This window comes from Leeuwenhoekiella aestuarii (genome assembly GCF_004104055.1).
Classification (GTDB): Bacteria; Bacteroidota; Bacteroidia; order Flavobacteriales; family Flavobacteriaceae; genus Leeuwenhoekiella; species Leeuwenhoekiella aestuarii.
In genome coordinates this window covers 400,232-412,325 of record NZ_QOVJ01000003.1, presented here as the reverse complement: position 1 = coordinate 412,325, position 12,094 = coordinate 400,232, and the positions used below count along the sequence as shown (strand labels likewise).

Genomic DNA, 12,094 nt, shown 5'->3' with positions numbered 1-12,094 from the left:
AGAAACAGCCTTAGTTTATAAGAAGTTTTATGTTATTTCACTCGTGTCCAATATTGGGTTCTTCCTAGTAATGAAAAACCTATGTAACCACGAACTTTTAGTTTATCTGGATTCTCAAGTTCAATTAAACACTTATAGAGTTTTCCACTTTGAGGATCTAAAATTTTACCATCATTATACTCGTCGCCATCTTTTTCTAAACCTTTGATGATCACAAGATCCTGAATGGGTTTCCCTTTATCAGAACCGGGGCAATCTACACATTTAGCATCTTGACGATCTTTATTTAAGATCTCCGCAATTTTACCGTAAACCTTTCCGTCTTGTTTATAAATTTCAACAATTGATTTTGCTTCACCGGTTTCATCATCAATAGTTTTCCATTTACCGGTAACATCTTGAGCAAGCATTCCTGCTGTAGAAATAAGAGCAAACATTAAAAAAGCGCATATTTTTTTCATAATCGTTATTTAAAAGGGGTTATAATTTTTAATTCAACAGAATACCTATATCAATAATAAGATATTTTTAATAATTCAACAGTTAAATTGAAGATATTTGGGATTTTTTGAGGTCTCTTCGCTTTTTCAGGCGGTACATCGTAGCATTTAATTCAAAACCCAAAAGCAATAAGTTAGAATTGAGCCAGATATAAACCATCATAATCAATAACGCTCCTATTGAACCGTATAACTGGTTATAAGTTGCAAAATTATTAATATAAATACCAAACAAATAAGTTGTTACAACAAATAATATTGTTGTTAGAGTTGCACCTATTGAAAAAAAACGGGTGCTTTTTCCTTCTTTGGTTCCAAAATAATACAGCGTTGCTACCACTCCATAAATCAGAATTAAAAGGGAAATAAAACTCCCCAATCTTGACATCCACAAATTATCTTCATTTACGATACCGCGCCTTTTTAATTCTGTAATAGAAAACTGAAGGTAAAGTACCGCTATAACAACTAGAAGCAACAACAGTGCCAACATTAGCGAAACACCCAGAGCAACTGCATATTGCTTAAACATATTTCTATTAGTGACCGAATGAAAACTATACTCAAAGCCAGTGAATATCGCATTCACGCCGTTTGCCATCAAGAATATAGCAAATATTAAAGTAAATGATAAAAGTCCGCCGCGTTGGTTCGCTGCAATATCCAAGAGAATAGGATCAAAAAACTCCTGAGTTTGTGGCGGTAATAAATTATTGATAAAGGAAAGAAAATCGGTTTGAAATCCATTTATTGGAACGTATGGAATCAAGTTTAAAATGAATAGAAAAAAAGGAAAAAGCGCCATAAAAAAACTGAATGCAACTGCACTTGCACGGGTTGCAAAAGTTCCTTTAATAATGCCAATGGCATACATTTCCCAAAAGTCGTAAAGCGACAAGCCTTCAAAGCCGGGTAAAATAATTGTCTTTGCCCATTTGACCAGAGGTAGTAATAATGGAATCGTCTTTAATTTATCATCCCACTCGTCACTCATCAAACTGCCTTTAAGCTTAAATCCATATTATAAACCGAATGCGTTAAAGCTCCACTTGAGATATAATCTACCCCGCATTTAGCATATGCCGCGAGAGTCTCTTCATTTATATTTCCCGAAGATTCAGTAAGACATTTATCGCCAATGGTTTTTACCGCAGTACGTGTATCCTCATAATTGAAATTATCCAGTAAAATGCGATAAACTCCACCTGCATCAAGGATTTCATCAACCTCCTTAAGATCTCGAGCTTCAACAATTATTTTAAGATCTAGATTGTTTTCTGCTAAATACTTTTTAGTTTTCGTTAGTGCTTCAGCGATACCCCCTGCAAAATCAATATGATTGTCTTTCAACATAACCATATCATACAATGCAAAACGATGGTTCTCACCACCGCCTATTTTTACAGCCATTTTTTCTAAAGCTCTAAAACCCGGTGTGGTCTTACGCGTATCAAGAATTTGAGTATTTGTTCCATCTAAAAGGTTCACATATTGTCTAGTCTTGGTCGCTATCGCACTCATTCGCTGCATAGCGTTGAGCACCAACCGCTCGGCTTTTAAAATACTTTGAGAACTGCCAGAAACAAAAAAAACAATATCACCTTCGTCAACAGATTCCCCGTCTTTAATCAAAACTTCTACTTCAAGTTCTGAGTCTACATAATCAAAAGCACGCTTAGCAAAGTCTACTCCTGCAATAACGCCAGCTTCTTTTACTAAAAGCTTAGCCTTACCGGTTGCATCTGCGGGGATACAAGCTAAAGAACTGTAATCACCAGGACCAATATCTTCCCGAATGGCATTTTTTATAATTAAATCTACTTCCTCTAAAAGCTTAATTTCTGAAATCATAAATATGGAACGATTTTTTTGCTAAGTTAGACAAACAACCGGGCAATTTACAATACCTAATTACAAATATTGTTAAGTTATATACTTTTATAAAGTGCTCAAAATTGAAAAATACTAATTTTGAAGAATGAATATAAAACTGCTCTGCATCGGCAAAACCGACGATCGAAATCTGGAAGAACTCATCGCTATTTATACCAAACGACTGAAGTTTTATGTGAATTTTGAAATCGAAATTATTCCGGATCTCAAGAAAACCAAAAATCTTTCTGAAGAACAACAAAAAGAAAAGGAAGGTGAATTGATTCTTAGCAAGCTTCAAAGTGCAGATGAATTGATTCTTTTGGATGAAAACGGAAAAGAGCTGAGCAGCGTAAAATTTGCCGATTACCTTCAGAAAAAAATGAATAGCGGTATTAAAACTCTGGTTTTTGTAATTGGTGGGCCTTATGGTTTCTCCCCACAAGTATATGCTGCAGCCCGCGGAAAGATTTCACTTTCAAAAATGACTTTTTCGCATCAAATGATTCGGCTATTTATGACCGAGCAGGTGTATCGGGCATTCACCATTTTACGCAATGAACCGTATCATCATCGCTAGAAGTTAAAGGAACTTAAAATCTTTGGTTCAACTTTCTACTTATTACTTTCAGGCTTTAATTGAATAGGTAACCAAATCTCTTCTTCAGATTCCGGATGTTCAGGACCGTAGTACTTGTCGCCCAGACGTTCAAAATGCGCACGATCATCAAGCCGGTAATCAGATTGCGGAAGCCAAGTCCCGTAAATATAATTGGAAGTCTCTACAAATTTTTTAACCGGACCCACGTGCTTAAAAACTGCGTAGAGTCCACCAGCAAGTGTTTTGGTTTGCATTCCTTCAGGTAAGGCATCAAAAGAAGTGACCTCAACCGCAGCCCAGCGTTCAAACTCCGTCTCTCTGGTAAATTCTTCCACCTTAAAACCCGGCGGATAAACCTGCATCGAATAAAAACCCGAATCTACCCGGTTGACAATTTCCTTGTGTCTACTCATAAATCCTTTCCACAAGGCTGCAGTGTCATCAAAAGATAATGTCGTTGTGATGCAACTGCCTACTAACTTTCTGGGTTCTATTTCTTTTAATTCTGGAGTCATAAAAGTGATTATGTTCTTAAAATACACATTTTTATTAAAATCAAAACATGGGAATCTTTTAACCGCATTTCTAAAAGGGGTTCTGTATTATTAACCAAAATAAAAATTATGAAACCCAGACAACTCATCAGCCGTTTTTTCCTTTTTACTACTGCTATGCAAATTGGTTACTATGCCGTTATTTTTGCAGACCGAAATAAAGAAACGATTAAAAAAAAATACAAAAAGCTTAAAAAGTAAGGTCTACGAATTTTTCAACCCTTTTTGCAGAACATTTTTTATTCCTTCAAGATTATCTGAAAACTGCATCATTTGAGCCAACACTTGTGCCATGTCATTGGCGTCACCAAAGCCTTTAAGCTTATTGTTTTTGACAAAGGTTTCTTTGATTGATTCCCAGCGGGTTTTTTCTACTTCTGAGATTGAATTAATAAGTGTTTTGTATTTCAATAAGTTGGCTTCGGCAGAGCCGGTAAGGGTTTGCGCTTCGCTTTCATAATGGGACAGCAATAAAGTTTGCAATTCGCTATCATTCATCACAGACACAACTTTAGCTACCAGTTTATTCATATCTCGATACGAGCCTTGCAACTTAAAAGCAGGCTCCGTACGATAAGCATCTTCCATCGCAGCAGATTTGATGTAAGCTTCATTTACCTTAAGAATCGTATTTCTTATTTTCAACACCTTTTCAAGTATTGAAATATATTCCTCCAATTCCCGATTGCTGTGGTTACCTTTTAATTGCAATTCATTATTTCCGGTTTCCAGACGCTCTAGCAAAGTGTACACATCTTCAAAATGCGTACTGCTCAATTGCTGCAACACCGGGTTCGCCGTAAGTGAGTTTTCAATTAAACTCAGCTTAAACAGATCTGCAGTATCTCCAATGATATCTCCCAGATTGTAAATATCAGCCCGGTTTGCCAACATATCGGGAATTTGAAATTTAGCACCACTCTCAGTATATGGATTCCCAGCCATAATCACACAGAATTTCTTTCCGCGTAAATCATAGGTTTTGGGTTTTTCTTTGTACACCCCTTCAATTTTACGGGTACCATCAGAAAGCGAAATAAACTTCTGCAGAAACTCGGGATTGCAATGCTGAATATCATCAAGATACAACATCACATTGTTTCCCATTTCAAAGGCCAGATTGAGTTTTTTCAATTCTTCCCGCGAAGCAGAATTGGTCGCAGCAGCAGGATCTACCGAAGTTACCTCATGCCCTATCGCCGGACCGTTTATTTTCATAAACACCAATCCCAGACGGTTGGCGATATATTCCATCAAAGTGGTTTTACCGTAGCCTGGTGGCGAAATCAAGAGCAGCATCCCCATACGATCGGTTCTCGTAGTATCACCTACCGTTCCCAATTGTTTGGCCAGGTTGTCTCCAAAAAGCGGAAAATACACCTGATCAATCAATTTATTACGCACAAAAGACGTCAATACTTTGGGCTTGAATTCTTCAAGCTTCAGTTCTTCTTTGAGGCTTTCAGTCACTTCGTGTTTCGCTTTTCGAAAGGCTTCAAAAGCAGGTACATCTTCAGCCATAAACTGACTTAAAGTTTGCGTAAAATCATGGTAGTTAAATACAAAACTTCCGTTTTCTAAAGTTTTGTGATCACCTTTAAGACCAATAATGATTTCGCCCGGCGAAATAGCATTCACCTTAGAAACGGAATCGTCTTCAAATAAAATTAAACACACCACCTCATCTGCGTAGCGCAAGAGCTGGTCGGGAAGCATTCCGCTTTTCGCCTTAGATTCATTGCGTATAAATGCGCCAACCCACTGCCGAACCAGTACAATCTTAGACTCGTAATCCGCCTGAGATTCGTAGCTGCTTTTAAATTTGAGATCAGCCTGTTTGCTTTTTAAATTTCGGTTAAACGCATCTTTGAGCTCAATCGCAACTTCGCTGTTCACGAAAGTATCGTCACGCTGTAATTCTGCAAAGAGATAATTAGCTACAGCCGTAGCTGATTTGATTTCAAAAAGCTGTGTCTTTTCACTAAAAGCTTCCAGTTTCTTACGAAGCATCTCGATGATAAAATCATATTCTTCATCTTCCGGAAAGAACTGTAAAACTTCCCCACTGGCTTTCAGCTTATTATTAATCTGCTGCTGCATTTCTGGTTCCAGACTGTTCCAGAAATATTGCGCATACGCACGAATTTTAGGATGATAACGGAGTAATCCCAAGTCAATATGCTTCTGCACCAAAGTTTTTAAAATCTGAACTGCATCCTGGTCGTGAACTCCTTTTACGTAGCCTTCACTGTAGTTTGAACTGCTAAATTCCTGCACCTTCGCAAGCAATTCTTCTTCTGAAGCCTGATGCAAGGCATTTTTATCTGATGCGTTAAAAATGCGGTATGCTAAATACGCTGACCGGTACACCTGATCGTTTTCTGAAACGAATTCCTGATCCCAGATTTGGCGTGAATTGAGCAATACAGGATGATTAAGCGTTTGGTAAAAATCGGTTCCGGTAAGGTGATAGGCCAATTCGCCATCTTTTAAAACGATCGTTAAATCTAAAGGTTGGCGGTTTACACCAAACTTATGCTTGCCTAAACGGATCACATTTTCACCATCTTCATAGAGGTCCAGCTTGTCTTTAAGCTTTCGCAAAGCATCTTCCCGTGCGACCTTAAGCGCGGTTTCCAGTTCTTCGGCCTTACCACTATCTTCGAGTTCATTAAGCTGCACGATGATATCTCGCAACTTATTAATCATTAAATCTGAAGCAAAATAGCCATTGATCTCATCGGCAGATCCCAGACTTTGAGCGCGTTTTGAAACGCCTTTTAAAATACGCTCAGATGCGTTTTGCAAAGCCAGCGCTTTTTTATTTCGCTTCTCTACCAGTGAATTTTTTCGGGCTTCAAAAGCTGCATAAACTTCTTCCCGTTTCTCCAGAATTACAGTGATAAACTCTTCAAAATCTGCAAACTTGCCTTCAAGCTCCTCAAGTTGAATGGATATTTTATTCTGAAACTCATCACACTTTTGCGGCGTAGAAGCGATATCAATATAATTGATGATACTTTGATCTATCAACTTAAGTTGTGCAGTAAAATCGGCCTGGGCTTCTGCACTTCCCAGCGCTTTCTTTTTATTTTTAAGCGCCGCTTTTAGCTGATTAATCGTTGCAAAAATCAGCGAAATTGCATCAACGATCTGAGTCGCGTGAGCGGTATCTTCTATCTCAAGATTGGTAACAATATCAATCAACAATTCCAGATCTGCGGCGATCTGATTGACCTCTTCTTCCAGCTGCTTGGCCTCGATGACCTTTTTAACCGAATCTAGTTTTTTGTTTTTTTCAGCCACCTGATCGTGGTAAGGCTGCAGGGCTTTGTCGTCCAGTAAAAACTGAACACATCTGCGGGAAATCTTTTGCGTTTGCTCGCCAATTTCAGTTTCCAGCGTATTTAGAAAATCAAGGTCTACGTAACGTACATCGCGCAGACTTATGACTTTACCACGCAACATACGCAGCTGGGTCAAGAGCGCCACAAAATCATTAATGGTTTTAAAAGACGAACTTTTGATCTTAGCAAAAATGGCTTCGGCTTCCTTTTGTAATTCTTTGGTTTGCCGGGCGGCATTGCGGCGGAGTTCGGTTACTTTTTCAAACTCATCTATCGCAGCATTTGCTGCTTTATTGATTTCGCGTAGCGGAAGATCTAAGCGCTGCGTATCTTCTTCATTCAACCAATAATAAGCATCCTGAATATCTTTTGAGGCCTTGGCAACATCTGCGTAGAGTCCGTCATAGTTATCCTCTTTGTTAAGCAACGTAATCAGCGCCTGAGACTCTGCCATCGCTTTGACAATATCCTTGTTCCCTATTTTGTAGAGAAGTGAATCGGTATGCTGTGAGGGCATATAATCACCCTTGAGGAACGGCGTTTGCCAGATCTGCACTACGTGGTGTTTGGTCTGGTTGTCTTCTGCCGTGAAATAGCAAAGTTCGCCATTTTCAAGCAGCGTAAAACCACTACAAACTATCGGGGTTTTAATCTCCTGACTGATGATGTTATACGACATCAGTTTATAAACCCCTTTTCCGGGCTCGTAAAACACATACATAAAATCTTCCCCATTAGGCGAAACGATCTTTTGCTGAAATTTTAATTCGAAAATGCCGTCATCAAAGATTTTATATTCCCCGGTTTGGAGGTAGTATCCATTGGGGAAAATAATGCCCTGGTCATCTGGCAGCAGTACAGCAGCAACCCCTACACTTTGAATTTTATGTACCTGTCTGATCTTGTGATTGTATACAAAATACCGTGCATCTTCCTGAAAAGGCTTTATTTCCAGCGCGATTAAGTTTCCTAAATCTGCAAAGCGGTACTGCCCGTCATCAAGTGTTTGATCATACTGCTCTACAGGCTCAGACAAAATGCCCTTACCGTCTTCAGTATTGTCCTCTATTTTAATGGTAAGATCACCGCCTATCGTCTCTACAAAAACCCGATCTAAAATCGACACGTGCGAGTGCACCCCATAGCGATGCATATCGCGGGTAACCGGCTGCCATTTAAACTCGTGCTGTGGGGGAAAACGGTACTCGTGATCACTGCGATTGTCTACATATTCCAGCTTATTCTCTTTAATGAGCCACTTAAATGTCTTGATATCAGTCACACTTTCGCTCAGCTGAAAAACCATATGCAAATAATTACCTATGATCGCAAAGCGCGAAAAAATGGTATTGCGGTAGTATTTGTAAAGGTTGGAAAAATCAGTTTTGAAAGTATCATCTTCCAATAAATCCAGCGAAATGGGCTCAAATCGATTTTCAGTAAAGCGATACATACTGAACACATCTGAAAGTTTGATTTCAGTACGGAGGCCAAAATGCACATTATAACCAAAAATACAGGTATCTCCCAGCGAAACGATATCCCGCGCAATACAGTTGTTCTCTGTATTGATACGGTCGTTTGCAATGAGTTTGGTTTCTAACGAACCAAAAACCGTTTTTCGGGACTCATTGAGTTTTGCCAGTTTATCCTGAAGCTCCTGCTTTTGCTTTTGTAAACGCCCGCGAATGATCGCGTAGGTTCCGCCATCTAGCGTTTCGCCAGCAGGTTTTTCTTCGGGGTTGTTTATAGGTGTTGACGTTTCAGTCATTTTTAAATTTAATTTTTAGGCAATTGTAATATTTGATGTACTTGGTCTTCGACCCCCGATGTTTAGGGGCAGACTGAGACTCAAACGAATTCTGCTTCCTGAGTCTTCAACAAGCTCAAACTAAAATACCTTTGTCACACTGAGCCTGTCGAAGTGCTACTAACTGTAGACCAAAACTCTAAGCTGATTTTTAAATTTTATTACCAAACTGCGTGTAATTTTTCGAAAACAAAATCAAATCATCCCAATTACCTTCAATAAGAGCTATTTTCTTTCTTCTACTCCAACCTTTAATCTTTTTCTCCCACAAAATTGCTTGATCTGCCTGATTAAAGCTTTAACTCCAAACTAATTCGACAGGTCTACGTTTAAATGTATAAGAATCTCTTTTTACTCCTGAATTGTGCTGATCAATGCGTTGTTCCAGATTATTCGTTACTCCTGTATAAAAGCTATTATCGTTGCACTTTAGTATGTAAACGAAATAGTTTTTCATTGAATGTTTATTGGTTGCATAGGTCTTCGACAAGCTCAGACTGACAGTTAAAAAATACTTTTTGAGTCTTCCACTCCTGAAGCTTCGGGACAGACTGACATTCGACAAGTTCAGATTGACTTTTGAGTCACACTGAGCCTGTCGAAGTGCTACTTCAGCTTCTTGCTGTCGATACCTAAACCTTTAGCCAGGTTGAATAGGTTACTGAACAACGTCTGTTCTTCGCTGTCATGCGATTGGTCTTTAAGATGCATCAACAGGTTTGCAATTGTCAGGTTTTTAATGTCTTCTGAAGAAACGCCGTACTTATCTGCAAATTCCTTTACTTTTTCAAGCAAATTTCCTTTGACATCGTCGCTTCCTAAGATTGCATTTTTTACATCCTGAATATTGGTACTGTTCTCAACCAGACGGTCATAACCTTTAGCCTTAGTAATCTGACCAATAATTTGATCAAAGAACATAGTCTCGCCACCTACAATATCAATCTTCGCCGCTTTTAACGCGTCTCCTATCACCTGTGCCTGAGCGTCAGCAATATCTTTCTGAATATTGATATGCGCCAGATCCACTTGCAATTCTTTATCCAGACGAAGTTTGAACTCCTCGTGTTCTTTACCTACACCGTCAAGCTTCTTCATTGCATTAGCTTTCTCTTCAATACCAGCTGCATCTGCCAGCGCTTTGCCTTTGATCACATCGGCTTCAGCCATACCGTCTTTACGTTTAGCTTCGGCTTTTGCTTCCATACCGGCAGCTTCGGCTTTCATTTTCTTCTCAATGATTGAGGCTTCTACAATACCCTGACGCTCATTAGCATCAGCTTTTGCGTGCATTACCTGAGCTTCAGACATACCTACAGTCGCTTCTTCTTTGGCTTGTGCTTCGGCTAAAATCTTTCGAGCCTGCGCTTCTTTTTCTGAAGCTTCTTTATGAGCAAGCGCTTCGATATTGATCTCTTCTGCTTTTTGCTTAGCTGCTTCTTTTTGCGCTTCTGCAGCCTTGATGGTTTTGATCAAATCTTCCTGAGCGTTCGCCTCGGCAATAGTGATTTTTACCTGCTTATCCCGGTCTGCAGTTTTAAAGGCCTGAATATCTTTCATATTCTCCTGTTCTTCAACCACTCCTTTCTCCAGCATCACCCGATCGCGAATCACATCCTGAATATTCTTCTTCTCTACTTCTACTACTTTTTCTTTCTCAATCTGAGCCAGAGTTACCACACGCTCTCTCTCGGTAGCTTCCAGTAAACGGTCTTTTTCAACACGTTCGGTCTCAACCGCATCGGTACGTTGCTTGTTTTTAGCGGCCACGATAATCTGGCGCTCCATATTTTCTTCGGCAACTTTTACTTTCTCCTGCGTCGCGATACGTGCTGTCTCCGATTTTAAGCGCTCTTCTTCTGCTACCTTCATCGTTTCAGCCTCTTCACGCGCTTTGATGTTGGCGATCTCGCGCTTTTGCTGCTCTTCTTTTTCAGCCAATTGCTTGTCTAATTCCAGAATTGCTTCACGCGCCTCCACATCCTGCTTGCGAATGGTTTTCTCTTCATCCCGCTTGATCAGGTTAGCCTTCACATTTTGAACCGCGGTTAATTCAGTAATTTTCTTGATACCTTCCGCATCCAGAATATTGTCTGGCTTTAGATGCGTAACCGGAGTTTGCTCCAGAAAGTCAATAGCACAATCCTCTAAGGTATATCCATTGAGATCTGTACCAATGATGTCTACAATTTCGTCCCGAAACTCCCGACGTGCTTCATACAATTCAATAAACTGAAACTTTTTTCCTACTGTTTTTAGAGCTTCAGAAAATTTAGCTTCAAAAAGGTCTTCAAGGGTTTCAATACGCGATGCGCGAGCGACACCAATAGTTTGCGCCACTTTCTTGATATAAGTAATGTCATTGTTCACCCTAACGAAAAATGCCACTTTAATGTCGGCGCGCATATTGTCTTTACAAATAAGACCTTCTACACCCAGGCGTTCAATCTGGATTTTCTTAACTGAAACATCCATAATTTCCACTCTGTGGAAAACCGGCACTACATAAAGCCCTTTATCTGTTGCCACTTTAGTACCCCCAAAACCGGTACGTATAAGTGCCTGACCCTGATGCACTTTTTTGTAAAACATCGCGATGATCGCGAAATAAACGATGATTAGGAACAAAAGAACTCCCAATCCAATTCCAATAATTGGTAAAACTTGATTCATTTTTGATTGATTTATTTAGTCGTTATAATTTTCTACGAGGTAATAATTTTGATCTGCAGATTGTTTGATGATTAGTACGGTACTGCCATACGTCAGCGCTTCGCCGGTAAGCGATTTCACATAAACTGACATGGCATTGCCGTCTGCGAGCACTTCGGCATTTCCCATTTTTTCTCCGGAAATGGAAGAAAGCAAGGTCGCTTTTCTTCCCAGAAAATCAACAGCTACATCGCCATCTTTATTTAAATGTCTGAAGAAACCTTTAAAGGGTGTGGTAAATAATTTATTCACGATTAATGCCGGAAATAACGCCAATAGCATAACTGCAAAGCCAAAAACATTATCATAGGTAAAGGTTAAGGCAGTAGTCAAAGTCGTCATCAACCACCAGATAAAAACCCAACAGGTAAAGGTGAACATAAACGGAAGCCCAACAAAGTTGAAGTAGATGAGAAATATTTGCCAGCCTTTCAACGGCTTGCGTCTTTTTCCTACTACATTTTCCTTGGTCACCTCAACATTAGACACGTCTTCAAAGTCCATATTACCGCCTTCGAGACCTATGTCGAGATCAACATCTGCGTCAACATCTATATCGACATCCACGTCAATATCCAGATCGAAGTCAATACCGCCTATCATCGTAACAATCCAATACAAGATTAGTATGATCAATAATATAGACAGCACTATATTGACTTGTGAAAAAAGTACTTCTGTTAATGTTGCGTTCACTA

General features: G+C 39.4%; 10 protein-coding genes. 2 read left to right on the top strand and 8 right to left on the bottom strand.

The window, feature by feature from the left end; all coding sequences use genetic code 11:
* Positions 1-32 precede the first annotated feature (32 nt).
* The 3 genes from DSM03_RS10695 to nadC form a co-directional block, all read right to left on the bottom strand.
* Positions 33-461 (bottom strand): DUF2147 domain-containing protein, encoded by a 429-nt coding sequence (locus DSM03_RS10695; RefSeq protein ID WP_128763155.1) that lies wholly within the window; start codon positions 459-461, stop codon positions 33-35.
* Positions 462-543: 82 nt separating this feature from the next.
* Entirely contained in the window at positions 544-1,494 is a 951-nt protein-coding gene (locus DSM03_RS10690; RefSeq protein ID WP_128760508.1) for a YihY/virulence factor BrkB family protein, read from the bottom strand.
* Complete coding sequence (gene nadC, locus DSM03_RS10685) at positions 1,494-2,351, bottom strand: carboxylating nicotinate-nucleotide diphosphorylase (RefSeq protein WP_128763154.1); 858 nt, start codon at positions 2,349-2,351, stop codon at positions 1,494-1,496. Before nadC ends, DSM03_RS10690 begins: the two co-directional genes overlap by 1 nt.
* Before the next feature lie 127 nt (positions 2,352-2,478).
* Here nadC and rlmH point away from each other — a divergent pair, with 127 nt between their 5' ends.
* A complete protein-coding gene (gene rlmH / locus DSM03_RS10680; RefSeq protein WP_128760506.1) occupies positions 2,479-2,952 on the top strand; it encodes a 23S rRNA (pseudouridine(1915)-N(3))-methyltransferase RlmH in 474 nt (157 codons plus the stop codon).
* Positions 2,953-2,987: 35 nt separating this feature from the next.
* Here rlmH and DSM03_RS10675 read toward each other — a convergent pair whose 3' ends face one another.
* Entirely contained in the window at positions 2,988-3,488 is a 501-nt protein-coding gene (locus tag DSM03_RS10675) for a GyrI-like domain-containing protein (RefSeq protein WP_128760505.1), read from the bottom strand.
* A gap of 108 nt (positions 3,489-3,596) precedes the next feature.
* Between DSM03_RS10675 and DSM03_RS19215 the strand changes: the two genes are divergently transcribed.
* On the top strand, positions 3,597-3,728 hold the full coding sequence (locus tag DSM03_RS19215; protein WP_262707734.1) for a hypothetical protein: 132 nt from the start codon (positions 3,597-3,599) through the stop codon (positions 3,726-3,728).
* 3 nt (positions 3,729-3,731) lie between these two features.
* On the opposite strand, the gene DSM03_RS10670 is transcribed toward DSM03_RS19215, so the two are convergent.
* From DSM03_RS10670 to DSM03_RS10655, 4 genes are all read right to left on the bottom strand, one after another.
* Entirely contained in the window at positions 3,732-8,645 is a 4,914-nt protein-coding gene (locus DSM03_RS10670; protein WP_128763153.1) for a DNA repair ATPase, read from the bottom strand.
* A gap of 337 nt (positions 8,646-8,982) precedes the next feature.
* Complete coding sequence (locus tag DSM03_RS19270) at positions 8,983-9,141, bottom strand: GIY-YIG nuclease family protein (protein ID WP_338068246.1); 159 nt, start codon at positions 9,139-9,141, stop codon at positions 8,983-8,985.
* 149 nt (positions 9,142-9,290) lie between these two features.
* The gene (locus DSM03_RS10660; RefSeq protein WP_128763152.1) at positions 9,291-11,357 is read right to left on the bottom strand and encodes a flotillin family protein; all 2,067 of its coding nucleotides are present in this window, start codon (positions 11,355-11,357) and stop codon (positions 9,291-9,293) included.
* A 15-nt stretch (positions 11,358-11,372) separates the two neighbouring features.
* Positions 11,373-12,092 (bottom strand): OB-fold-containig protein, encoded by a 720-nt coding sequence (locus DSM03_RS10655; protein WP_128763151.1) that lies wholly within the window; start codon positions 12,090-12,092, stop codon positions 11,373-11,375.
* Between the last annotated feature and the right edge of the window lie 2 nt (positions 12,093-12,094).

Coding starts and splice junctions, on each gene's coding strand:
- DSM03_RS10695 (WP_128763155.1), bottom strand. CDS start 461: ATGAAAAAAATATGCGCTTTTTTAATGTTTGCTCTTATTTCTACAGCA.
- DSM03_RS10690 (WP_128760508.1), bottom strand. CDS start 1,494: ATGAGTGACGAGTGGGATGATAAATTAAAGACGATTCCATTATTACTA.
- nadC (WP_128763154.1), bottom strand. CDS start 2,351: ATGATTTCAGAAATTAAGCTTTTAGAGGAAGTAGATTTAATTATAAAA.
- rlmH (WP_128760506.1), top strand. CDS start 2,479: ATGAATATAAAACTGCTCTGCATCGGCAAAACCGACGATCGAAATCTG.
- DSM03_RS10675 (WP_128760505.1), bottom strand. CDS start 3,488: ATGACTCCAGAATTAAAAGAAATAGAACCCAGAAAGTTAGTAGGCAGT.
- DSM03_RS19215 (WP_262707734.1), top strand. CDS start 3,597: ATGAAACCCAGACAACTCATCAGCCGTTTTTTCCTTTTTACTACTGCT.
- DSM03_RS10670 (WP_128763153.1), bottom strand. CDS start 8,645: ATGACTGAAACGTCAACACCTATAAACAACCCCGAAGAAAAACCTGCT.
- DSM03_RS19270 (WP_338068246.1), bottom strand. CDS start 9,141: ATGAAAAACTATTTCGTTTACATACTAAAGTGCAACGATAATAGCTTT.
- DSM03_RS10660 (WP_128763152.1), bottom strand. CDS start 11,357: ATGAATCAAGTTTTACCAATTATTGGAATTGGATTGGGAGTTCTTTTG.